This window comes from Emergencia sp. (assembly GCF_048465375.1).
Classification (GTDB): Bacteria; Bacillota; Clostridia; order Peptostreptococcales; family Anaerovoracaceae; genus Senimuribacter.
In genome coordinates this window covers 48,866-72,547 of sequence record NZ_DBFWLQ010000021.1, presented here as the reverse complement: position 1 = coordinate 72,547, position 23,682 = coordinate 48,866, and the positions used below count along the sequence as shown (strand labels likewise).

15 protein-coding genes are annotated in these 23,682 nt (G+C 46.8%); 6 read left to right on the top strand and 9 right to left on the bottom strand.

The annotated features are described in order from the left end of the window. Positions 1 to 30: 30 nt before the first annotated feature. The 3 genes from uvrB to ACMQ5W_RS14360 all read right to left on the bottom strand — a co-directional run bounded on the left by uvrB (position 31) and on the right by ACMQ5W_RS14360 (position 4,508). Positions 31 to 2,013 carry an excinuclease ABC subunit UvrB gene (gene uvrB / locus ACMQ5W_RS14370; protein WP_419025769.1) on the bottom strand — a complete coding sequence of 661 codons (1,983 nt, stop codon included), beginning with the start codon at positions 2,011 to 2,013 and terminating at the stop codon, positions 31 to 33. Between the two features lie 358 nt (positions 2,014 to 2,371). Then, entirely contained in the window at positions 2,372 to 3,859 is a 1,488-nt protein-coding gene (locus ACMQ5W_RS14365; RefSeq protein ID WP_419025768.1) for a DUF4300 family protein, read from the bottom strand. A gap of 64 nt (positions 3,860 to 3,923) precedes the next feature. Then, positions 3,924 to 4,508 carry a LysE family transporter gene (locus ACMQ5W_RS14360; RefSeq protein WP_419025767.1) on the bottom strand — a complete coding sequence of 195 codons (585 nt, stop codon included), beginning with the start codon at positions 4,506 to 4,508 and terminating at the stop codon, positions 3,924 to 3,926. Between the two features lie 117 nt (positions 4,509 to 4,625). Here ACMQ5W_RS14360 and ACMQ5W_RS14355 point away from each other — a divergent pair, with 117 nt between their 5' ends. After that, positions 4,626 to 5,516, top strand: a complete 891-nt coding sequence (locus ACMQ5W_RS14355; protein WP_419025766.1) for a LysR family transcriptional regulator — start codon at positions 4,626 to 4,628, stop codon at positions 5,514 to 5,516. 5 nt (positions 5,517 to 5,521) lie between these two features. Here ACMQ5W_RS14355 and ACMQ5W_RS14350 read toward each other — a convergent pair whose 3' ends face one another. From ACMQ5W_RS14350 to ACMQ5W_RS14340, 3 genes are all read right to left on the bottom strand, one after another. Beyond that, positions 5,522 to 6,844 carry a uracil-xanthine permease family protein gene (locus tag ACMQ5W_RS14350; RefSeq protein ID WP_419025765.1) on the bottom strand — a complete coding sequence of 441 codons (1,323 nt, stop codon included), beginning with the start codon at positions 6,842 to 6,844 and terminating at the stop codon, positions 5,522 to 5,524. Next, positions 6,834 to 7,445, bottom strand: coding sequence for a xanthine phosphoribosyltransferase (locus tag ACMQ5W_RS14345; RefSeq protein ID WP_419025764.1), 612 nt, complete (start codon positions 7,443 to 7,445; stop codon positions 6,834 to 6,836). Before ACMQ5W_RS14345 ends, ACMQ5W_RS14350 begins: the two co-directional genes overlap by 11 nt. Before the next feature lie 120 nt (positions 7,446 to 7,565). Beyond that, positions 7,566 to 9,485 (bottom strand): hypothetical protein, encoded by a 1,920-nt coding sequence (locus ACMQ5W_RS14340; RefSeq protein ID WP_419025763.1) that lies wholly within the window; start codon positions 9,483 to 9,485, stop codon positions 7,566 to 7,568. Here ACMQ5W_RS14340 and ACMQ5W_RS14335 point away from each other — a divergent pair. After that, a complete protein-coding gene (locus ACMQ5W_RS14335) occupies positions 9,474 to 11,336 on the top strand; it encodes a GHKL domain-containing protein (protein ID WP_419025762.1) in 1,863 nt (620 codons plus the stop codon). The two genes, ACMQ5W_RS14340 and ACMQ5W_RS14335, sit on opposite strands and share 12 nt — an antisense overlap. Before the next feature lie 39 nt (positions 11,337 to 11,375). On the opposite strand, the gene ACMQ5W_RS14330 is transcribed toward ACMQ5W_RS14335, so the two are convergent. Together ACMQ5W_RS14330 and ACMQ5W_RS14325 are read right to left on the bottom strand one after the other, a co-directional pair. After that, on the bottom strand, positions 11,376 to 12,251 hold the full coding sequence (locus ACMQ5W_RS14330; RefSeq protein WP_419025761.1) for a YitT family protein: 876 nt from the start codon (positions 12,249 to 12,251) through the stop codon (positions 11,376 to 11,378). A 16-nt stretch (positions 12,252 to 12,267) separates the two neighbouring features. Continuing rightward, the gene (locus ACMQ5W_RS14325) at positions 12,268 to 12,753 is read right to left on the bottom strand and encodes a YbaK/EbsC family protein (protein ID WP_419025760.1); all 486 of its coding nucleotides are present in this window, start codon (positions 12,751 to 12,753) and stop codon (positions 12,268 to 12,270) included. 796 nt (positions 12,754 to 13,549) lie between these two features. Here ACMQ5W_RS14325 and ACMQ5W_RS14320 point away from each other — a divergent pair. The 4 genes from ACMQ5W_RS14320 (at position 13,550) to ACMQ5W_RS14305 (ending at position 19,944) form a co-directional block, all read left to right on the top strand. After that, positions 13,550 to 14,956, top strand: a complete 1,407-nt coding sequence (locus ACMQ5W_RS14320; protein ID WP_419025759.1) for a sodium-dependent transporter — start codon at positions 13,550 to 13,552, stop codon at positions 14,954 to 14,956. A 258-nt stretch (positions 14,957 to 15,214) separates the two neighbouring features. Continuing rightward, positions 15,215 to 16,642, top strand: coding sequence for a sodium-dependent transporter (locus ACMQ5W_RS14315; protein ID WP_419025758.1), 1,428 nt, complete (start codon positions 15,215 to 15,217; stop codon positions 16,640 to 16,642). A 270-nt stretch (positions 16,643 to 16,912) separates the two neighbouring features. Continuing rightward, positions 16,913 to 18,331, top strand: coding sequence for a sodium-dependent transporter (locus tag ACMQ5W_RS14310; RefSeq protein WP_419025757.1), 1,419 nt, complete (start codon positions 16,913 to 16,915; stop codon positions 18,329 to 18,331). A gap of 212 nt (positions 18,332 to 18,543) precedes the next feature. After that, positions 18,544 to 19,944, top strand: coding sequence for a sodium-dependent transporter (locus ACMQ5W_RS14305; protein WP_419025756.1), 1,401 nt, complete (start codon positions 18,544 to 18,546; stop codon positions 19,942 to 19,944). A 165-nt stretch (positions 19,945 to 20,109) separates the two neighbouring features. Here the strand turns inward: ACMQ5W_RS14305 and nifJ are convergent, their stop codons facing one another. Next, positions 20,110 to 23,622 (bottom strand): pyruvate:ferredoxin (flavodoxin) oxidoreductase, encoded by a 3,513-nt coding sequence (gene nifJ, locus ACMQ5W_RS14300; RefSeq protein ID WP_419025773.1) that lies wholly within the window; start codon positions 23,620 to 23,622, stop codon positions 20,110 to 20,112. Positions 23,623 to 23,682: the final 60 nt, after the last annotated feature.

Sequence of the window (23,682 nt, the reverse complement as noted above, 5' to 3'; positions counted from 1 at the left end):
AGCGAGCGGCTAGGAACAAGTCGTATAATGTTATAATCTTACTTTGTATTCCATAATCTGATCACGCAGCTGGGCAGCTCGCTCAAATTGCAATGCCGCAGCAGCCTGCTTCATCTCTGCTTCTAATTCCTTTACAAAGTCCTTCAGCTCTTTGGTAGTCATCTCTAAAGGTTTCTTGCCTTTAAATCTGCCTTCCTCTTCCGTCGGTTTTGTCGCTTCTATAACGGCTCTTACCGATTTCTGAATGGACTGCGGCGTAATGCCATGTTCCTCATTATATCGATTCTGAATGGCACGCCTTCTCTCTGTCTCATCGATGGCCGCCTGCATCGCTTTACTGATATGGTCGCCATACATGATGACTTTGCCATCTACATTACGGGCCGCTCGGCCGATGGTCTGAATCAAGGACGTCTCAGTTCTGAGGAACCCCTCTTTATCAGCATCAAGTATGGCGACGAGGGAAACTTCCGGTATATCGAGACCTTCCCGCAGCAGGTTGATTCCCACCAGAACATCGAATTCACCCAGACGCAGATCTCTGATAATCTCCAGTCTCTCAAGGGTATCGACTTCAGAGTGCAGATATCGCACTCTGATTCCTGCATTGGTCAGATAAGTGGTCAGGCTCTCTGCCATCTTTTTCGTCAAAGTGGTCACAAAAGCACGTTCGCCTTTTTCCGCTGTCTGCTTGAGTTCACCGATCAAATCGTCAATCTGTCCCTCTGTCTTGCGCACTTCGATTGGAGGATCCAGGAGGCCTGTCGGTCTGATAATCTGCTCTGCAGTAATACCGCCTGCCGCTTCTTTCTCATATACCGCCGGTGTCGCGCTGACGTAGACAGCTTGATTGACCAATTTTTGAAACTCTTCAAACTTCAGCGGTCTATTGTCCAATGCCGATGGAAGTCTGAAACCGAATTCAACCAGGGAGGACTTGCGGGAACGGTCCCCTGCATACATGGCTCTCAATTGAGGCAGCATGACGTGAGATTCGTCAATCAGCAAAAGAAAATCCTCTGGCAGATAGTCGATCAGCGTATATGGACGTACCCCTGGCTCCAGCCCGTTGATATGTCTCGAATAGTTTTCAATTCCTTTGCAGGTGCCAATTTCTCTCAGCATCTCCATGTCGTATCGTGTTCTCTGCTCGATCCTCTGTGCTTCCAACAATTTTCCTCTGTCCTTAAACCACTGCAGCCGCTCCGCCAGTTCTTCTTCGATCGTCACCAAGGCCCTTTCCATATTTTCTTTGGACGTAACATAATGGGAGGCCGGATAGATGGCCACGTGATTGCGCAGTCCGAGGATCTCACCTGTCAGAGGGTTCATCTCTTTGATGGTCTCAATCTCATCGCCAAAGAGTTCGATCCGCACCGCCTTATCAGATCCTGCAGGGAAAACGTCTATGATATCGCCCCTGACTCTGAAGGTACCGCGTTCAAAAGCCAAATCGTTGCGTGTATACTGAATATCTACCAGCTTTCGCAGAATCTCATTGCGTGGTTTCTCCATGCCTGGTCTCAGCGAGATCAATTGATTTTCGTAATCAAAAGGACTTCCCAAACCATAGATACAGGACACCGAGGCCACGATGATGACATCGCTGCGTTCTGCCAAGGCTGCGGTTGCTGAGTGCCTCAGCTTCTCAATCTCGTCGTTGATTTGAGAGTCTTTTTCTATATAGGTATCAGTGGAAGGCACATAAGCTTCCGGCTGATAATAATCGTAATAGGAGACAAAGTATTCTACTGCATTGTTGGGGAAAAACTCTTTGAATTCTCCATGGAGCTGAGCAGCCAGGGTCTTGTTATGAGAAATGACAAGGGTTGGTTTCTGTACCTTCTGTATGATATTGGCCATGGTAAAAGTCTTGCCGGATCCGGTAACACCCATCAGCGTCTGATGCTTTTTCCCCTCCATCACGCCCTGTACCAATTTTTCAATTGCTTGCGGCTGGTCGCCCATTGGCTTATAATCAGAGACTAGCTCAAACTGTCTTTCTTCTCTCATCTATCTTTCACCTCCATTGATATTCAAATACCACAACGTAGTTTTATCTTCTATTCAGCTATTCGGTTTTCATTCTAGCACAAAAAAATTAAAAAGTACAGAGAAAAGAGGAACATTTGTTCTGCACTTTTTGATTTTAGAAATCGACAGCTAAACGGTGTTGTCTTTTCTACTAATATACCCTGAAATATGCCATTCAATCTGACTTCCACAGACTTCCATTTTCACCTCGAATTGTAAAAAATCGAGTGTATCACGGAGCTTTACTCCTAAAACGTAAATTCCTACATAATAAAAACTGTCCGCAAGCATTTCCGTTGCTCACGGGCAGTTTCAAAATTCCATTTTTTTGATGCACCTAGTTTGACAGTTCCCTATCATTTACCATGATGACAGGCGGTGCTGAAACGCCTGGCGTGTAAAACTTCCAAAAACGATTGAGAAGATATTCTCTGACTTGCTCCTCCCCTTGAAACTTTCCAACCTGATACGGCGAAGTCGGTCCAAATTTCTCGATAAAATAGATGTCATCGCCATCCTCGATCATAACTCCGGCATGGCCTACAAAGGCGATATTGTCTATCTCGTCATGGCAGACGACACTGATCAGTGAAGCGTCTCCTTCCTTGAATTGTATGCCCCTGTCTCGCCATTCCTGTTGTATAGCCGCAAGGATGACATCGGGATTTGTCGTATCACCTATGGATACCGGATGATAGACCGTATAAAATTTTCTTTGATCCTCCCCTTCAATGTCACATAGAGGGTAGTTTTCCATAGCATCCTTATCGGTGGATAGAAAATCATCTTCTTCCATTTCCTTCTCGGTGGTAATGAAATCCCTAAACAGCGTCATGGCAGTCAGCCTGCAGTTCACATCTGCATAGCTGCGTTTTTCCGTCCACAAATTGTAAGTATCCGCGGCTTCATAATCTATTCCCCTATCATCTGCGACGGTAAAGCCGTTGTGGAAATAGGGTTGTTGCCCTACTACTTCATTATAGTCTTTCACCAAAGCCATTAACGCATCTACGTAGCTTTGACGCATTCCTGCCTTGCGGAGAATTCCGTTGATTTCCTGTCTTGTTTTCTCGTCAGTCAGGTTTGAATAGATCAGTTTATTCATGGTCCAGTTGGGCTGCGTCCGCACAGCCTTTGGTTCACTGAATTTGCTGCTGTACGTTTTTTTATTGACTTTTTTTTGAACTTTAAATTTGTAATAATACGTCGTATCACTATTTACTGTTCTATCGATAAAACGCTCTGCATGGGTGGAATCCCAAAACTGCCAGCTTTTTTTTAAGGTCAATGCCTTAATTTTCTCATATGTACCATTGACAGAGGTACTTCTATAGATCAAAGCTGTTTTCTGATTCGCACTGCAGTCCGTTGTACCCACATTGACACCAACGCCCGTTGTATCATTCTCTGGCAGAGAAAGTTCCAAAACATAGTCCTTTACACGGACACCTGTAGCGGCTGCGTTTTCGTAAGAGTATTTACCATAACTTTTCTTTCCTTTTATATATCGATAAGGCCTGATTTTATATTTGTATAAAGTATTTTGTTTCAGTCTTTTATCTATACGGTCCGTCCCCTTCACACTGGCGATTCTCTTATAACTCTTTTCGCCTGCGTTCTTGCGATAAATCTCGTAATGCGTGTACTTCTTTTGTTTAGACCAGCTTACCTTGATAGAGGCATTGCTCATGACAGTCAGTGTAATTCTCATTCTGCCATCTTTTACGGACTTTGTAGTTCCTGGCATGGCTCCGCTGACAGTGACTGTAGAAAGCGCCAGCAAAAGAACCAGTGTCCACGTAATCAATAGATTTCTCTTTTTCATTTTGTTCCCCTTATGTAATGAATTTCCTAAATTATAGCACGCAATAGGAACAAATACAATCTTGTCAGCGGATGAAAAACAGTTTCACAGCGCTTTCCACCAATACGATTGCCATGCAGATATTAAACGGCCGATAGTATTTTTTTAAAAACCGCTGCAGCAGACTGCCCGCTGCGGCCCAGACCAGAGTTCCAGAAACTCCTGCCAGGGTCAGGAACAACGCTGATGCCAGCAGCGCCTCCAAGGAATCATTTACAGGGATCACGTAACCTGTATAAGTCGTAATGGCGGCAAGTATAATCTTCACGTTGACAAACTGCAGCACCATTCCCTTGATAAAACCTCCCGCTTCCTTTTGTTCTCCTGTGTCCGGTTTGCTCTTTGCCACGTGGAAAGCCAGCCAGAGAATATAGGCTGCGCCTATGTACTTCATCACTGAAACGATACCGCCGATATACTTTGCAATCCAGAAACAGCCCACCGCACACACTAACATGACACAGATAAATCCCGTACCGATACCCAAAATCAGCTTTCTGCCATTGGACCAGCCATAATTGCTTGTGGTGTTGAGGGCAAGGATGTTATTCGGTCCTGGTGTATAGGCCGTAACAAACGCATAGGGTGCAAAACTCAGTAAAATATTCATAATCACTTGAAATCACCTACCTTTAGGATTATAATAACATAAAAGATAATTTCAAAATAGTCGAATCATTTGATTTTATAATTCAATATTTTTGAACCAAATAATAGGAGGTTTGTGATGGATCTGAAATATTTAGAAACCTTTAAAACAATTACAGAAGAAGGAAGTTATGCCAAGGCTGCTGACAAGCTGGGGTACACCCAATCCACCATCACCTTTCAAGTGCAGCAGTTAGAACAGGAACTCTCCATCAAACTCTTTGAAAAAATCGGCAGACGGATGCAGCTGACCAAAGCTGGCGAAAAACTGATTCCTTATGTAGAAGAAACGCTTCTCTCCTTTGCAAAAATGCAGAGTCTGGGGGCTTCCCTGGCTGATATGAAGCAAAGCCTTTCTGTCGGTGTAGCTGAGACGCAGCTCTGTTACCGCCTCCCGCCTTTGCTAAAGCAGTTCCACCAGATCGCTCCTGGGGCAAAATTGTTTCTCCGCTCTATGAACTGCTACGAAATCCGCGACGCTTTGATCGACGGAAGACTTGATATGGGCATCTTTTACGAAAATGTCGGCGGAAATACGGACAGCCTGACCCTCCACAAGATGGACTCCCATACCATGACCCTGATCGCTTCGCCGGCAACAAAAAAGCAGTATCCCGATTTTAAGACTTCCGGCCAGAGGTTGGATCTCCCCTATATCATCGATGAGCCAAACTGCATTTTCAGAGAAATCTTCACTGATTATCTGAAGGAAAAGGACATTCATTTAGGCCACACCATTGAACTGTGGAGCATTCCTACGATTATTAACTTGGTAAAAAATGATATGGGAATTTCCTATCTGCCCACCTTTACGGTGGAAGAAGACTTAAAAGAAGGCAGTCTCTGCGCCATTGAGACAGATTATGACCATATGGAGATTACTGCAGTCTGCGCCCATCACAAGAATAAGTGGCTCAGTCCTGTCATGCAATGCTTTATCGACCTTTTGACAAATTCTAAAAAAAGCTGACCTCATCAGTCAGCTTTTTCGTTTTTTGATTCCATATCTTTCGGCAGAATCAGATTGCAGACAATTGCCACCAAGAATACCACCGCTACACAGTTCTCAGCAAACACATTTTGTATAATCTGTGGAAAGATAGAGAAGATCTCCGGCACCTGGGTAAATCCAATCCCCACGCTGAGAGACAGCGCCACAATGCTGATGTTTCTCTGGCTGTAACCGCACCGTGAAATCATCTGAATTCCGCTGACCACGATGGTTCCAAACATCATGATCGTGCAGCCTCCCAACACTGCGTCGGGCAAAGTGGCCAGCAGCGTTCCAAAGATCGGAAATAGTCCTGCCAAAATCATGATGATGGCACCCATCAAGAGGGTAAAGCGGTTGACCACCTTTGTCATCGCTACCAATCCCACGTTCTGGCTGAAGGATGTAATGGGCAGGCAGCCGAAGACCGCCGACAAGGAGCTGATGAAACCGTCACAGGCGATAGACCCTGCCGTTTCATTTGCCTTTACATCTCTTCCAAGACCAGACGATGCCAGTGCTGAAGTATCACCGATCGTCTCTGTGGCCGATACCAGGAAAATCAGGAACACCGAGACGATAGCGCCTGGATGAAAGACCGGTTTGAAGGGCATCAACTTTGGCAGCGCAATGACAGACGCATCCGACAGCGTGGAAAAATCGACCATTCCCATGGCGACAGCGACTACATACCCTGCCACAAGACCAAACAACACAGACAATTGCTTCCAAAAGGACTTAGCGAAGATGTTAAAGCCGATACAGCACGCCAACGTAATGCCGCCCAGAATCAGGTTTTTGGCTGAGCCGAAGTCTGCACTGCCGCTGCCGCCGCCAAAAGAGGCTGCGCCTACAGACAGTAAAGAAAATCCGATGGCAGTTACCACGCTGGCCGCTACCACCGGCGTAATCAATCTCGTCCAATATTTTGCCAGCAGACCGAGAACACCTTCCGCCAGACCGCCTATCAGCACCGCGCCGATAATCGCTTCATAACCGTAAGTCGGTCCGATATAGCAGAAGATGGAGACAAAAGTGAAGCTGATTCCCATGACGATAGGCAGTCCAGATCCCAGTCTCCAGACCGGATAAAGCTGGATGATCGTACCGATGCCGGCGATAATCATGGCGCTCTGGATCAACATGGCCATATCTCCTGAGGATAAGCCGCAGGCCCCTGCTACGATGATAATGGGTGCGATGTTTGCTACAAACATGGCCAGGATGTGCTGCAGCCCAAAAGGAATCGCTTTAGAAACAGGTACTCTTCCTTCCAATTGATATATGTTTTCCACGTTACTGTTCATAGGCGCCTTCCCCTAACGACTCCTGAGAGCGAAACACGACTTCTCCAGTTTCGCTGTTCATACTTTCTACGATGGCTAAAGATTCTAGCTGATAGCCCAAGTTGCGAATAATCTGACCGCCGGGCTGAAAACCCTTTTCGATGGCGATGCCGATGCCGCAGACCTCCGCTCCTGCTGCCTGCACCAACTGAATCAACCCCTGCAGCGCACAGCCATTTGCCAGAAAGTCGTCGATAATCAAAATCTGATCTTCCGCAGTGAGAAATTTCTTTGATACGATAATCTGATTTTTTGTCTTGTGGGTGAAAGACTCAACTTCTGCCGTATACATCTCACCATCCAGATTGATGCTCTTGGCTTTCTTCGCGAAGACCACCGGCACATCAAAATGCTTCGCCACAATACAGGCAATTCCGATACCGGAAGCCTCTATGGTCAAAATTTTGTTGATGTCTTTTTCCCTGAATTTCTCTTTAAATGCTTCACCCATCTGGTCAAATAACTTGATGTCCATCTGGTGGTTGAGAAAGCTGTCAACCTTGAGTACATTTCCTTCTTTTACAATTCCGTCTTTTGTTATCCGTTCTTCTAGGAAGTTCATTCTGCGCTCCTCTCCTCTTATCGACAATGAATTACATTTTTTTCGCTAATAGATTATAGCACAAAAAGAAAAGGCATAGAAGAAATTTCTTCCATGCCTCATTCTCATTCTTTAGAGTTTTCATCTTCTGCGCCTCAGCGCCAGCAGTGAACCTGTCGTCATCAGAGCCACAGTGCCTGCAAGTGCCCCGACATATGCTGGAATTCGTTTTTTCCCGCTGTCAGAAGGCTCTGCGTTTTTCAAAATACTTCTGCTATCCGCCCTATTCTCGGCCTTGACCCCTGAGGATGAATCCGTGGCCACTTCATGACTAGCCGCCGCTGCGTCAGCAAGAAGGTCAGCTTCCGTTTCCTCTACCTGTGTTCCATCGCCTGCCTCCTGCTCAGCAGAATCTGTCGCCAGCGTCAAACCAGGCGTTTTTATCGGCGGAACGATTGTGGGCAGCGCGGGCAAAACTGCAGGCGGTCTCACTGGAATTTCAGGAGGTAAAATCGGCGGTGGCGCTACTGGCGGAGTTACTGCGGGCGGTATCACCGGCGGCACAGCTTCGTCGTCTTGATCCGGTCTGTCGTGTTCCCCTTGACCTCCGCCTCCTCGGTCTCCGGAAATGTCATCATCGGTATCGGTCAGATCATAAGGCGGATTTCTTCTTATCACCGCGGATTCTCCAGCATAAGGGCCTCCTTTTATTACAATTTTATAATAAGAAGGCGCATCGCCAGGGATTGAAATCAACTCGTCATAATCATCATAGACAACTGCAGGTATCTGATAATCAGCGAAGTTGTTCTGCAAGTATGTTGTGACGTCGTACTCATACCAGTTTTCCCCATCTAAGGATGACATACAGATCACCTCTTCTACGTTTCCCGGGTTGGGAAACGTAAAAAGCGGATAAACAGATTCATCCCAATCCTTTTTCAGACTGATAGAGCAGGGAATCTTCTCACCCTCTTCCACCACAGTAATTACGGCTTCTACGGGGACTTTGTTTCCGCCACCGATGATAATCAGCCCCTTGTCCCACCATTGCTTTTCAACTTCGTCCAAACCGTCAGAGGTATACTCCCCAGATATACGGAAAGTTTTCGCTCCGGATGCAAGACCGGCTTTGTAGTCCTCTTCGCTCCATTGAATAGAGAAAGACCTGGTGTCGGCATAGTCATATTCTGCCCCTTTCAATTCCAGGTCATTGGATGAAGGCAGGTTCAGTTCATCCAGCGGCGTATCCCGGGATACCGACGTGTGCAGTTCCTCCGTCCAAACATAAGGGTCATAATATACCCTTGGGCTCGCCGGCTCCGATTCCACCTCTATCATCAGCTCCTCCTCGCCGCCAGCCCGAATCATACCAACGTCCAGCAGCTGCTGCATCTCTGCATCTTCGCACCCAGTATATTTGCCATGCATGATGAAGACCTGCGCACCGCTTTCAATACCTGCCAAATATTCCGCTTCACTCCATTCAATGTTGAATCTGCAGATCTCCGAATCGAACGGGCTATCTGTTTTCAGGTTTGAACTATCATAGAAACCTGCCTCGTCAAAGGGCGTGCAGCTTCTCACTTTCCTGGTTATGGGTTCCTCTGTATTCTGATACACTGCAACGTACGTCTGTGGTCTGACACGAACCTGCAGCTCTACGTCTGTCCGATCGACGTTTATGATTCCTGCTTGCCACCGCTCTCTATCGTACTGGCTCCAATAGTCAACGTCCGGGCTGCAGGTACCGCCGACAGTAAAAGCTTCTGCCCCCGACTCCATCCCAGCCTCGAATTCTGCTTCACTCCATTCAATCAAAAATCCAAGCGAATCGCCTTCCCCATTGGTATACATTGCATATTCTGTATAATTGTCGTTGTCTCGGACCTCATCCCAGGACACGCCTGGATAAATATATACTTCAAATCCTGCGTCGTTCAGAGTATAATGTGTTTGTGCATCTTTCTCTGCATCCTCTGCAAAAACAGGGATGCTGTACACGAGAATCAGAACACAGCATATGATTGAAAGGACTACAGGTTTTTTATGAAATCTCATAGGAAAATTCTCCTCTTATTGCTGACCGCCGTCATCGTTTTTTCGCTGACCTTCGTTTTCATGGGGATTGCCTATCAATATGATAATAAGTATACCGCCGGGCCGCCCTATGGGCAGGACGGTGTCTTTGCTTTTTCTGAAACCGACTTAGACCCTCCAATCTATCTGATCGATGGGTGGAAGGTTCGCATTGGAGGAACAGAAACGACAGCCTTCATCGGCGAATATTCTAACTACGCTTATCTGCCGGGAGGAACCTCTCCTTTTAGCACAGCAACATATGCGGTGACTCTGCGTTACACTGGAACTCCCCAGGTTCTCACCATGGAAATTCCGGAGATTTATACAGACTATACCCTGAAGATCAATGGCTCCGTCGCTTCCGTAACGGGGGACGGAACATCTGTGAATATCCCTGTCGGTAATGCAGACATCCATTTGGAATTCACCATCACCAACGAGGCGCATTATTACAGCGGACTGATCTATCCGCCGGCAATCGGCACTTCTCAGGTGATGACACATTTGTTCTTTGTCCGGACGCTGATCTACAGTGTTTTATGTATCTCGGCTCTGACTCTGGCCCTTTATTCCCTGGCCTTATGGATTGTTCGCTCAAAAAAGAGACTATTTCGTCACTTCGGATTTCTGTGCCTTGCCTTCGCCATTCAATGTTCTCATCAGTTCATCTGGCAGCTGGGACTTTCCTCTACATTTTGGTATGCCATAGAAGACACTGCGCGGCTTCTCCTCCTGGCGCAGTGCGTCTCCATTGGAATTCTGACCGCTGATCTGGAGCATCTGAAGCCATATCGTTATTTTGTTCGGCCACTGACACTCCTGGCCTGCGTCTTTTGCTTTGTCAGCGTTATGTTCATTATACCTGGCTGCCCGTCTTTGGTCAATCTGTACGGATATTTTATTGACGGTTACAAGCTCACCATGTGGGTATTGCTGGCTATTGTGGCCGGAATTGGTTTATCTGCAAAGAAAAACTGGTCAACGGTCTTTATCTTGTCCGCCTGCGGCATATTCGGTGCCAGTCTCTTCGCCACGATTGGCGATTCCAATAAATTTGAACCGATTTATGGAGCATGGCAAAACGAGTATGCAGGATTTTTTATGGTTCTCATCTTTGGTGGTCTGATGGTTCTGCGCAACATCGAACTAATACGGCAAGAGAAGGCGTTTCATATTCTGGAGCTGCAAAACCATTTTGCTGTTGAAAGTGCACGACAGATGGAGGATGCCATGGGTCAGGTCCGCATGTTAAAGCATGACCTGAATCACCACATCTCAGCCCTCAACGCTTATTTTCTCGCTGGTGATTATGAACGGCTGGGTGCTTATTTAAATGCCTTGAACGAGCAAAAAACCAACTTAAAGCCACTATATTACGCCGAACACTTTTTAATCAATACCATTTTGAGTTACTATCTGGAGATGGCAAAAAATCATGGAATCATAGTCTCCCACGAAGTACATATTCCAAAGGAACTTTCAGCATCCGATGCTGATCTCTGCACATTGCTGTCAAATATTCTCAGCAACGCTGTAGAAGGCTGCCTGGCAACGCCAGAAAGCGCCAATAGATTTATCAAAATAAAACTTCTATATAAAAAAGGAAATCTTCATATTAACTGTATCAATTCATCAGTTCTGGCAGAACGTAACGACCAGAAATTTCCGACGACAAAAAAAGATTCTGCCGGTCACGGTCTGGGCATCCCTGCAATACGAAAAATTGCAGAGAAATACTACGGTGCAGCAGGCATATGTAATGAGGACGGTCGATTCACGGTCAACGTGTTCTTGCACCTGGACGATGAAACCCGGAACCATACCATATAGTTCCGGGTTTTATATCAATCCTTCGATATCTGCAAATCATCAGTCGTTAGGCCGTCTGTAAAATCTGCCGTTGACCTGCTCCGTTTTGATGACATTGACAAAGGCCTTTGGGTCGACCTCTTTGATTTCTTTCATAATCATATCCACCTCTTCACTGGACACGACAGAATAGACCATGTTTCTCTCCGCACCTGCGAAGCAGCCGTTTCCTTTAAAAAGCGTTGCATCGTGATGGGTGATTTCTCGAATTCTTCCATAAATCGCGCTGGGCTGGTCAGTGATGATCAGCAGCGTATGTTTTTGATAGCGCTTAAACAAGGTCTGAATAAGCTGGGTGGTGCAAAATTGGAAAATAATCGAATACAGTGCCCTGTCAAAACCGAACAAAACTCCGGCGGTGACGAGGATACAGATATTTGCCATAAAGATGAAATTCCAGGTATCGATGCCTCGCTTTTCGGAAAAGTATATAGATATGAAGTCTGTTCCTCCGGCGCTGGCGCCGACAAACAGGCAGATGCAGACCGCTGTTCCGTTGATGATGCCGCCAAAAATGCAGATCAGCAGCACGTCATAGGTGATAACGACCTCTGGCATCAGGTCCGTCATGACACTGCTGAGCAAGATCACATAAAACGAATAAAAGGTAAACCGTTTTCCCAAATACTTAATACCGATATATACAGGAATCAGGTTCAGTGGAATATAAACTGCCGTATAGGGTAGTGTGACGTGAAAATAGGTATCACAAATTTGCTGTATCAACAGGGTGACGCCGCTAAATCCTCCCGGAAATAATCCGCCAGTCCTTACGAAGCTCTTCAAGTTAAAGGCTATGATTAATGCTCCTACAGTGCAGAACAGAAATCGTTTCAATTCTTTTTTAAGTCTGTCTTTCTTTTGTGTACCGCTCATCGTACCATCTTGCTCCTTACTCTGCTTCTGGAAGTTTGCTGACGTCAATCCACGCAATCGCATTAGAATATTTAAAGAGTTCGTCACAAGTGAACTCTACTGCGCTGTTATCGCTTCCACACGCAGGGAAAACTGTTTCGAAACGCTTCATAGACTCATCGCAGTAGATCTTCACTTCTGGATTCTCGATTGCAAAAGCACAGACCCCGCCAATCGCATGACCCGTATAGGCGACAACCTCATCTGCTGTCAGCATCTTCGCTTTAAATCCAAAGCAGCTCTTAAATTTTTTGTTGTCAATTTTAGTATCGCCCGCTGTTTGAATGAGAATACATCCATCCCCATCTAGATTCTTGAAAGATAACGTCTTGCAGATTCTCGCTCCTTCTACACCTACAGCCTGTGCCGCCAGGTCCACTGTCGCACTGGATACTTCGAACTCCTGAATCCTGTCCTCTATTCCCAACTGTTTGAAATAGTCTCTCACTTTTTCTATCGCCATTTTTGCATCTCCTCTATAAAATATCACCTGCCGCCACGTTGCAGCAACATATTGCTTCACAATATTCCTACGCTCGCACAACTCACTTCGCTGTCCGTTCTGCCTAGCCAAGCAAGCTTGGGGTAGAGCGGCAACGCCGATTTCATCTTGGAACTATTATAACATATCCCGCCTCTGGTGTACCATGCATCTTTGTTCTTTTTTCGTGTGTTTAAATTATTTCCCAATATAACCACTTTTGCTTCATTTATATGTCGTATGGATAGTAACAGTGTTCATTCTATCAGTCCGCAGACACAAGCACCAAAAAAAATGTCTCGGACATTTTTTTCAGAGGATCTATTTGCGGACTAATAGAACAGATTTTCTCCCTAATTAGTCCGCAATTGACCTATTCAAAATAAAAGTCTCGGACATTTTTTCTGAACTGCTCTATTTGCGGACCATTTAAGAACTAAATTAGATGCATACTGTCCGCAATCGAGGTTTTCAAAATAAATGAACCGCACATTTTTATAAAATTGCATCATGTGCGGACTACTGCACTTGAATATTCCCCTTCCACTCATGACCCTGCCAGCAAATACTCCTCTCTGTAAAAATCCGAGAATGTCTCAGGTGTTTTTATCAAAACAATCTGCCATAACATAAAGTATCGTTTTCCCTTTCTGCCCCTAGTACTTTTGTCTTAAATGGTCAAATCCGTGTTGCCAACTGTTTTCAGAATATTATAATAGCAATTACAACCCATGCAATATTTCAATTTATTAAACCTATTAATTTGGGAGGTAGCTCAATGGAAAAGCAAAAAAGTAATGACAAGGGCCAATTTAAAAGTAACTTTGGGTTCTTGATGGCTGCTGTAGGATCGGCTGTCGGTCTGGGCAACCTGTGGGGGTTTCCATATAAGATGGGAAATGGCGGCGGTTTCGCTTTCTTAATCTTATATCTATTAATGGCAATATTTATCGGTTATCCTTGTATGCTGGGAGAATTCTCCATCGGCAGAAAAGGGCAGAAAGCCGCTATCGGTTCTTATGAAAAGCTGGATAGACGCTTCACTTTTAATGGTTGGATTGCCACAATTGTTCCGTTTTTCTTACTGACATTCTACTGTGTTCTCGGTGGATACGTCTTAAAGTACCTGATCGCAAACATCGGTGACATCTTCGGTGCAAGCTGGGGTGTCGCGGGAGCGAACAGCGAAACATACTTCGGTGCCTTTGTCGGCAGCGGCGCACCAGCATTGATCTTTACGGCCATCTATATTATCGTTACGGTTCTCATCGTAATGGGCGGTGTTTCTGGCGGTATTGAAAAGTTCTGTACCGTGGCGATGCCAGGCTTGGCCATTCTATTAATTATCACTGTAATCAGAAGCTGCACCCTCCCTGGTGCTGCAGAAGGATTGGAATTCATCTTCAAACCGAACTTCGAGGTGTTTAAAGGAACCGGTTGGATTACAGTTCTGGCATCTGCCGGAGGTCAGATTTTCTTCTCCTTGTCTCTCGCTTCTGCCTGTATGATCGTATACGGCTCTTATCTGGACAAAAAAGAGAACCTGGAGCAAAATGCTATTCTAGTTCCAATCATGGACACCTCTGTTGCACTTTTAGCAGCACTGGCTACCATCCCAGCAACTTTTGCCGCAGGTATGGAACCTGCCGCTGGACCAGGAATGCTCTTCGTCACACTGCAGACCGTATTTAATTCCATGGGTTCAGCCGGACCGATCTTCGGCACTATTTTCTATCTGCTAGTGCTCTTTGCAGCGCTGACATCATCCATCGGTATGTTGGAAGGTGCAGTATCAGCCTTTATGGACAGAGCTGCAGATAAAGGTAAAAAACCGAGCCGCACAAAAATCAGTTGGTCCATTATCGCAGTCACTACCGTCGGATCCATTATCGTTGCGGTTGATGCACTGGGTGCCGGCCCACTGCCAAAGCCTTTCGGCCTCGGCACTTGGCTGGATGCTTTCGATTTATTTGCAGAAGGCTTCATGATGCCGGGCGGATGTTTGATTATGACTATTATCTTGGGCTGGATTCATCCGAACTACATAGATGACGAAGTTAAACTGAGCAGCGGATACAAGTCAAAACCATTTGTAAACTTCTGTCTGAAATGGGTTGCACCGATATTCCTGGTATTCATCCTTGTCGGTCAGATGAACAGCTTCTTCGCACTAGGTTGGTTCTAAAATAATGTCGCTTTTACCTAATAAAGATTAAATAAATGCATGTATGCAGACAGCGCCCGCGAGATATTCGCAGGGCGCTGTCTGCGTTTTTAAAATCTCTAGTCCCATGGGACTATTCTGCCACTTTACCCTAAACCCTGAGTAGCAATTCATCACTGAATCGTTGTTTAATATTTTCAGAATATTATAATGTAAGTTGCAATCATTTGCAGCACTTTTACTATTTTACAGTGTTATCTTGAATAGGAGGTAGTAATAATGGAAAAAGAGAATAACGGCAAAGGTAAATTTAACAGTACCTTTGGATTCTTAATGGCATCTATCGGATCTGCTGTCGGTCTTGGCAACCTTTGGGGGTTTCCATATAAGATGGGCATCGGGGGCGGTTTCGCTTTCTTGCTGATTTACTTGATTTTGGCAGTCTTTGTCGGCTATCCGCTGATATTAGGTGAAGTTGCCCTGGGCCGTAAAACCCAGAGAGCCGCTATCGAAGCATATAGAGACGCAGACCATAGGTTCACCATCAACGGCTGGTTCGAGACCATCGTACCATTCCTGTTAATCTGCTTCTACTGCACCATGGGTGGCTATGTCATCAAATACATGGTTGCAAATTTTGGAGACATCTTCGGCGCGGGTTTTGGAACTGGACGCGGCGATGCTGACGCTTTCTTCGGTGGATTCATCAGCAGCGGCATGCCTGCAATTCTGTGGGGTGTCTTCTTCCTGGCGCTGACCGTCATCATCGTCATCGGCGGCGTATCCGGCGGCATCGAGAAGTTCTCCAAAGTGGCCATGCCAGCGCTGTTCATCATGTTGGTCATCGTAGTCGTCAGAAGCTGCACCCTTCCGGGCGCAGGAGGCGGCATCGAATTCATGTTCAAGCCGAACTTCGAGGTGTTCAAAGGGCTGGGCTGGCTGAAAGTTCTGGGGCTGGCAGGCAGTCAGATGTTCTTCTCACTATCCCTGGCTTCCGGCTGTCTCATCGCTTATGGTTCTTATCTGGAGAAAGACTCCAATCTGGAGCAGAATGCAGTCATCATACCTGCTGCTGACACCATCGTGGCGCTTCTCGCAGGTATGGCAGTTATGCCGGCAGTCTTCGCCTATGGCATTGAGCCAAGCGGCGGACCGGGACTGCTCTTCGTATCTCTGCAGGCTGTATTTAACCACATGGGGGCTGCAGGCCCGATCTTCGGCTTCATTTTCTATCTGCTGGTATTCTTCGCGGCGCTGACCTCCTCCATCGGCATGATGGAAGGCGGTATCTCAGCCATGATGGACGCCCGGATCAAAAAGGGGAAGAGCGTCAACCGTACTGTGCTCACTCTGATCATGGGCGCTGTCGCGTTAGTCGGATCCACTATCGTATCTGCTGACGGTCTAGGTTCTACGGGAATGTGGAATCCGTTGCTGTCCATCCTTGGTCCAGATTCCGGAAAGGTATGGCTGGATGTCTTTGACTTAGGTGCAGAGGGTATTCTGATGCCGCTCGGCGGACTGCTGATGGCCATCATGCTCGGCTGGACCAGACGTCATTACATCGACGACGAGATCGAACTCAGCGGCAAATTTGTCAGCAAAAAATTCATCGATATCTGTTTCCGGTACATCGGTCCGGTCTTCATGATCTTCATTCTGGTCGTACAGCTCAACTCCTTCTTTGGGTTTACGAAGGTGTTCTAAAAATTGATATTCTCCTGATAGGATGAATAAATGCATGTAAAAAGAGGTGACCTCGCTTTGTCGAGGTTACTTCTTTTTTTGATATATAAATAACAAACTTGGTAGAAATTGTGAAAAGACAACAAATAATCGTGCACTTTTTGTAATTATCTGATAATTTTGTATTTTAAATGTATACATGTTGACACCTCTCCACGGAAAGGATTATAATACTATTGAAATAAATTATTATTTTGATGCATTTATTTAATCTTATTAGGAGGTAGTTCAATGGAACAGAACAAAGGCAAATTTAACAGTACCTTTGGATTCCTGATGGCATCCATCGGATCAGCTGTTGGCCTAGGCAACTTATGGGGTTTCCCGTACAAGATGGGCGCAAGCGGCGGCTTCGCATTCTTACTTATTTATCTCATTTTGGCAGTCTTCGTCGGTTATCCACTCATTTTGGGTGAGATCACCTTAGGTCGTAAGACCGGAAAAGCTGCAATTGAAGCATACAGAGATTGTGACAAACGCTTCACAATCAATGGCTGGTTCGAAACACTTGTACCATTCTTCTTGATTTGCTTCTACTGCACAATGGGCGGCTATGTAATCAAATACATGATCGCAAATCTGGGCGATATCTTCGGCGCAGGCTGGGGCACCGGCCGTGTCGATGCAAACGCATTCTTCGGCGGATTTATCAGCAGCGGCATGCCGGCAATCTTATTCGGCGTATTCTTCCTGGTTCTGACCGTACTCATCGTCATCGGCGGTGTATCCGGCGGTATCGAGAAGTTCTCCAAGATCGCGATGCCGGCACTGTTCATCATGCTGGTCATCGTCGTTATCAGAAGCTGTACTCTCGATGGTGCAGGCGCTGGTCTCGAATTCATGTTCAAACCGAACTTCGAAGTGTTCAAAGGAGCCGGCTGGCTGAAAGTTCTAGGTGCGGCAGGAAGCCAGATGTTCTTCTCACTGTCCCTGGCATCTGGATGTCTGATCGCTTACGGTTCATATCTGGGCAAAGACTCCAATATGGAGCAGAACGCAGTCATCATCCCAATCGCAGATACTGTAGTAGCAGTATTAGCCGGTATGGCAGTTATGCCAGCAGTCTTCGCTTACGGCATCGAGCCAAGCGGCGGCCCTGGACTGCTTTTCGTATCTTTGCAGGCAGTATTTGACAACATGGGAAGCACCGGTCCGATCTTCGGATTCATCTTCTACGCATTGGTATTCTTCGCAGCTCTGTCATCCTCCATCGGCATGATGGAAGGCGGCATCTCCGCCATGATGGACGCCCAGCAGAAGAAGGGCAAGAAGGCCAACAGAACCATGCTGACCTTGATCATGGGCTTCGTAGCATTAGTCGGATCTACCATCGTGTCTGCTGACGGACTCGGCTCCACTGGCATGTGGAATCCGCTCCTCGCAACATTGGGACCTGACTCCGGCAAGGTTTGGCTAGACGTATTCGACCTCTTCGCAGAAGGTATTCTGATGCCGATTGGCGGATTGCTGATGGCAATCATGTTCGGCTGGACCAGACGTAATTATCTGAACGATGAAATCGAGCAGAGCGGCGCATTCAAGAGCAAGGGATTTGTCGATATCTGCTTCAGATATGTCGGTCCTGTATTCATGTTCTTCATTCTGATTGTACAGCTCGACTCTTTCTTCGATTTCACTGATTTGTTCTAAATTACATAAGAAGAGCTTTCAAACCGGGATTCTCAGAATCCCGGTTTTGTTTTTTCTCCACAGTCTCCGAACAATAATTATGCTTATTTTGTTTTTGATAACAAAATTCAATCGCAAATTTATGTATCCATTGACAATTTTTTTCATTGTATGTATAATGATACTTACGAAATTATAATTGATTTGATATTTGATTTTTAGGAGGTAGTTCAATGGAACACAATAAGAAAGGCCAATGGGGCAGCAGCTTCGGCTTTCTGATGGCCGCAGTCGGCTCGGCTGTAGGCCTTGGTAATTTATGGGGATTCCCATACAAGATGGGAATGAATGGCGGCTTCGCCTTTTTACTGATTTACGTCATTTTGGTTATCCTTGTCGGCGTCATCATCTGCCTGGCAGAATTATCGCTGGGACGTAAGTCCGGCAAAGGTGTCGTCGGCGCTTATGAATCTATCGATAAGAAATTTGGTTTTGTCGGCTGGTTCGGCTGGATTTCACCGTTATTAATCTTAGGATTCTACACTATGCTTGGCGGCTATTGTATCAAATATGCCATTGCAAATCTAGGTGATTTGTTCAACGCAGGCTGGGGCATAGGAGACGCAGATAGTGGTGACTTCTTCGCGAATTTTTATGGTGACCAGATGCAGACAGTCATCTTTACTTTGATCTTTGTTCTCCTTACGGTCCTCATCGTAAAGGGCGGTGTCTCAGAAGGCATCGAAAGATTTTCCACAATCGCCATGCCGGCTTTATTCATATTATTAGTTATCGTCATCGTCAGAAGTGTAACCTTGGATGGTGCAAGCGAAGGTCTCGCATTTATGTTCAAGCCAAACTTCGAAGTTTTCAAGGGTACAGGCTGGATCAACGTTCTCGCCTCTGCAGGCGGGCAGATGTTCTTCTCCCTGTCGCTGGGTATGGGTATCACCGTCACTTACGGTTCCTATATGAAGAAAAGTGAAAATCTGGAGCAGAATGCCTTGTTGATTCCTGCAGCAGATACCATCATCGCCATCATGGCAGGACTTGCTATCATGCCGGCCGTATTTGCTTCCGGCCTCGATCCAGGACAAGGCCCTGGCCTCCTGTTCGTAACTCTGCAGACTGTATTCCAGGCCATGGGAGCTGCCGGACCAATTTTCGGATTCCTGCTCTACTTCCTGGTATTCATCGCAGCGATTACATCATCCATCGCCCTGCTTGAAGCTGTTGGTTCCGTAGTGATGGACAAGCAGATTGAAAAGGGTAAGAAACCGAACAGAAACCTGGTTACATGGGGAATGGGTGCTATCGTCGCTGTCGAAGCCGCACTGATTTCTCTCGACGGACTGGGTTCCAACGGATTCCCGCAGTTCTTCGGACAGCTCACCTGGCTGGACTCTTTCGATCTGGTCTCAGAAGGTATCTTGATGCCGCTGGGCGCATTGCTCATGGCTATCATCTTCGGCTGGATTCGTCCAGGATATACTGACGACGAGATTCAACTGGGCAGAACCTTCAAAATGAAAAAATACTTCCACTTCTGCATCAAGTGGATCGTACCGCCGGCTATGGTATTAGTCCTTGCTGGACAGATTGACTCATTCTTTAAGATGGGATGGTTCTCATAAAAGCAATAAAACAAATGCAACCGGCCCGAGAGGGCCGGTTTTAGATTGCAAGAGGGCAAGCCGCGACTGATTTGCCAGTCACGGCTTGCCCTCTCCGTTTGCGGCCCACTTCCGCTCCGAAAGAAGGCCGCTGAATTCAAATGTCTATTTAATTGATTGTAAGGATCACTTTTCAGCTAACTTTTTATAACCCTCGTATTTTTCCCTGGCATCCTCCTCTGTCATATTAAACAGCTTATCGGCGATTTGCGGGAATTCCTTGGCCAATGCAGCATATCTATTCTGACCCAGGATAAAGTCTCTGAACGGCTTCGTAGGAGTCTTAGAATCCAATATAAACGGGTTCTTCCCCTGCTTCTTCAGTTCAGGATTGAAGCGATACAAGTGCCAGTAACCGGAGTCCACCGCGTCTTTGATATTTTCCTGGGATTTTCCCATGCCTTTCTTAATACCGTGATTGATACAAGGCGCATAGGCGATGATTAAAGATGGGCCGTCGTAACTTTCCGCCTCAGTAATGGCCTTCATGAACTGATTCTTATCTGCACCCATGCCTACCTGCGCTACATAGACGTACCCATAAGACATGGCCATCATGCCCAGATCTTTTTTCTTGATCTTCTTGCCCGAAGCCGCAAATTTAGCAATAGCGGCAGCCGGTGTCGCCTTCGATGCCTGGCCGCCCGTATTGGAGTAGACCTCAGTATCGAAGACCAGGACGTTGATATTCTCACCAGAGGCCAGTACGTGATCCAATCCTCCGTAGCCGATATCATAAGCCCAGCCGTCTCCGCCCACGGCCCAGATGGATTTTTTGACCAAATGATCCTTGTGCTCCATAATTCTCCCACAGAGCTGTGTCACAATACTATCCTGGCTTTGGAGATTCTCGATGGCTTCCACCACCTGGTCGCTCACGCTTCTCGATCTCTCACCGTCATCTCTGTATGCCAGCCAATTCTCAAAGGCTTCCCGCAAAGTCCCGTCGATTTCCAGTTCCAGCAGAGTCTTCATATTCCGTTCTATCTTATCCCTCATCTGCTTTGATGCCAAAACCATGCCGTAGCCAAATTCCGCATTATCCTCAAAGAGAGAGTTCGCCCAGGCCGGTCCTCTGCCATTTTCATCCTTGCAGTACGGCATGGACGGTGCAGATGCGCCCCAGATAGAAGAGCAGCCCGTAGCGTTAGCAATCATCATCCGATCTCCGAAGAGTTGGGTGATAACTTTCAAGTACGGCGTCTCACCGCAGCCTGCACAAGCGCCGGAGAATTCCAAGTACGGCATAGAGAACTGACTGCCTTTCACCGATTTCTTCTCCAACGGCAGCGCTTTCTTACTTACCGTCATAGCATATTCCCAATTAGCGGCTTCTTTGACTTCTTTATCGAAAGCCTCCATTCTCAAGGCCTTCTCCTTTGCCGGACAGATATCAGCACAGTTTCCGCAGCCCATACAGTCGAGGGCAGAAATCTGCATTCTGTAGTGCAGACCCTCCCTACCGACACCTTTGGCTTCTATGGTCGCAAAGTCCCCCGGTGCAGTCTCTTTCTCCTTGTCGTTGAGCAGCACTGGACGAATGGCTCCATGTGGACATACAAAAGAGCACTGATTGCACTGAATGCACTTGCTTTCATCCCATCGCGGCAGATGCGTGGCAACGCCTCGCTTTTCGTATCTGCTGGTTCCCAAAGGAAAGGTCCCGTCAGCTCTGTCCACGAACTTGCTCACAGGCAGCCCGTCCCCCTCTTGGCGGCTCATCGGCAGCAAGATTTCCTCTATGAACTCCGGCAGATTCTCAGACTTCTCATCCTGTTCCTCTGCCCAGCGCCATGCCGATGGAATCTCGATCTTCTCAATGGCCTCGATTCCCTGCTCCACAGCGCGGCAGTTCATTTCAATAACCTGCCGTCCTTTTTTGCCGTAAGTCTTTTGGATGCCTTCTTTTAGATATTTGACAGCATCTTCTACTGGAATAACCTCCGTCAGCTTAAAGAAAGCGGCTTGCATAATCATATTGATTCTGCTGCCCAAGCCGATTGCCCGTGCAATCTTGCCTGCATCTATGGTATAAAATTCAGCTTCTTTTTCGGCCAGATGCCGCTTCACCTTAGCTGGCAGCCTCTTCTCCATTTCTTCCGATTCCCAAAGGCTGTTGAGGAGAAAAACCCCGCCTTTTTTCAAATCCTTTAACATGTCATACTGACCCAAATACGCCTGGTTATGACATGCTACGAAGTCCGCTTGATTGATTGAATAAGCCGACTGAATGGGACTCTTCCCAAAGCGCAGATGGGAAATGGTCACACCTCCCGACTTCTTGGAGTCATAGGCAAAATACCCCTGGGCGTACATATCAGTCTTATCGCCAATAATCTTGATTGCCGTCTTGTTCGCACCTACAGTTCCGTCAGAGCCCAGCCCCCAGAACTTGCATTTGATGGTGCCGGCAGGTTCGCGGGAAAGGTCTGCCGCATAAGGCAGAGACAGCCCTGTTACATCGTCCTCAATGCCTATTGTGAAGTGATCCTGCGGATTTTTACGGCAGAGGTTGTCGTAGATAGCCTCCACCATACCCGGTGTCACTTCCTTCGAGCCAAGTCCGTATCTGCCGCCGTAAATCTCTGGCGCTGCGGGTTCACCGTACAACATGGTCTTAATATCCTGATAAAGAGGTTCACCTACAGCTCCCGGTTCTTTCGTTCTATCGAGAACCGCAATCTGTTTTACCGTCTTTGGCAAGACCGCCATAAAATACTTCTTTACGAAAGGTCTGTACAGTCTGACTTTGATCAGACCGACCTTGCGTCCTTCAAGAACCATCTGATTCACTGATTCTTCGATGGTATCGCAGACCGAACCCATGGCCACAATGATCTGCTCCGCATCTGCTGCACCAATGTAGTCAAACGGCTTGTAAAACCTGCCTGTCAACTGGCCGATCTTGTCCATATATTCTACAACGATCTCAGGAAGGGCATCATAGAATTGGTTGGACGCTTCTCTGGCCTGAAAGAAAATATCCGGGTTCTGCGCTGTCCCCCTGACGACAGGGTGTTCCGAATTGAGCGCCCGTTTCCTGAATCTTACTACTGCTTCCTGGTCAATCAGCTCTCTCATATCATCATAATCGAGAGTCTCAATTTTCTGTACCTCGTGGGATGTCCTGAAGCCATCAAAGAAATGCAGGAACGGCAGGCTGCTTTTGATTGCCGCCAGATGTGCCACTGCCCCTAAATCCATGGCTTCCTGCACAGAACTTGAGGCCAGAAGAGCAAAGCCGGTCTGTCTGGCTGCCATGACATCGGAGTGGTCTCCGAAAATACAGAGGGCATGGCTTGATACGGTTCTGGCCGCAACATGAAAAACAGCAGGAAGCATTTCCCCCGCAATCTTGTACATGTTAGGAATCATCAGCAGTAATCCCTGGGAAGCCGTATATGTAGTCGTCAGCGCGCCAGAAGCCAGGGACCCGTGCACCGTACCAGCTGCACCGGCCTCAGATTGCATCTCTGCCACCCTGACGGTCTGTCCAAAAATATTTTTCTTTCCGTAGGCTGCCATTTCATCCACGACTTCCGCCATTGTCGAAGACGGTGTAATCGGGTAAATCGCCGCTACATCTGTAAAGGCGTAGGATACCTCTGCCGCAGCCGTATTTCCGTCCATTGTTTTCATTCTTTTTTTAGTCACAGTGTTTCCTCCAATTCTCTCCTATTTTGTACTAAAAAGCAAACA

Excerpts from the sequence above, each read along its gene's own strand:
- uvrB (WP_419025769.1), bottom strand. The coding sequence starts at position 2,013 with ATGAGAGAAGAAAGACAGTTTGAGCTAGTCTCTGATTATAAGCCAATG.
- ACMQ5W_RS14365 (WP_419025768.1), bottom strand. The coding sequence starts at position 3,859 with ATGAAAAAGAGAAATCTATTGATTACGTGGACACTGGTTCTTTTGCTG.
- ACMQ5W_RS14360 (WP_419025767.1), bottom strand. The coding sequence starts at position 4,508 with ATGAATATTTTACTGAGTTTTGCACCCTATGCGTTTGTTACGGCCTAT.
- ACMQ5W_RS14355 (WP_419025766.1), top strand. The coding sequence starts at position 4,626 with ATGGATCTGAAATATTTAGAAACCTTTAAAACAATTACAGAAGAAGGA.
- ACMQ5W_RS14350 (WP_419025765.1), bottom strand. The coding sequence starts at position 6,844 with ATGAACAGTAACGTGGAAAACATATATCAATTGGAAGGAAGAGTACCT.
- ACMQ5W_RS14345 (WP_419025764.1), bottom strand. The coding sequence starts at position 7,445 with ATGAACTTCCTAGAAGAACGGATAACAAAAGACGGAATTGTAAAAGAA.
- ACMQ5W_RS14335 (WP_419025762.1), top strand. The coding sequence starts at position 9,474 with ATGAAATCTCATAGGAAAATTCTCCTCTTATTGCTGACCGCCGTCATC.
- ACMQ5W_RS14340 (WP_419025763.1), bottom strand. The coding sequence starts at position 9,485 with ATGAGATTTCATAAAAAACCTGTAGTCCTTTCAATCATATGCTGTGTT.
- ACMQ5W_RS14330 (WP_419025761.1), bottom strand. The coding sequence starts at position 12,251 with ATGAGCGGTACACAAAAGAAAGACAGACTTAAAAAAGAATTGAAACGA.
- ACMQ5W_RS14325 (WP_419025760.1), bottom strand. The coding sequence starts at position 12,753 with ATGGCGATAGAAAAAGTGAGAGACTATTTCAAACAGTTGGGAATAGAG.
- ACMQ5W_RS14320 (WP_419025759.1), top strand. The coding sequence starts at position 13,550 with ATGGAAAAGCAAAAAAGTAATGACAAGGGCCAATTTAAAAGTAACTTT.
- ACMQ5W_RS14315 (WP_419025758.1), top strand. The coding sequence starts at position 15,215 with ATGGAAAAAGAGAATAACGGCAAAGGTAAATTTAACAGTACCTTTGGA.
- ACMQ5W_RS14310 (WP_419025757.1), top strand. The coding sequence starts at position 16,913 with ATGGAACAGAACAAAGGCAAATTTAACAGTACCTTTGGATTCCTGATG.
- ACMQ5W_RS14305 (WP_419025756.1), top strand. The coding sequence starts at position 18,544 with ATGGAACACAATAAGAAAGGCCAATGGGGCAGCAGCTTCGGCTTTCTG.
- nifJ (WP_419025773.1), bottom strand. The coding sequence starts at position 23,622 with ATGAAAACAATGGACGGAAATACGGCTGCGGCAGAGGTATCCTACGCC.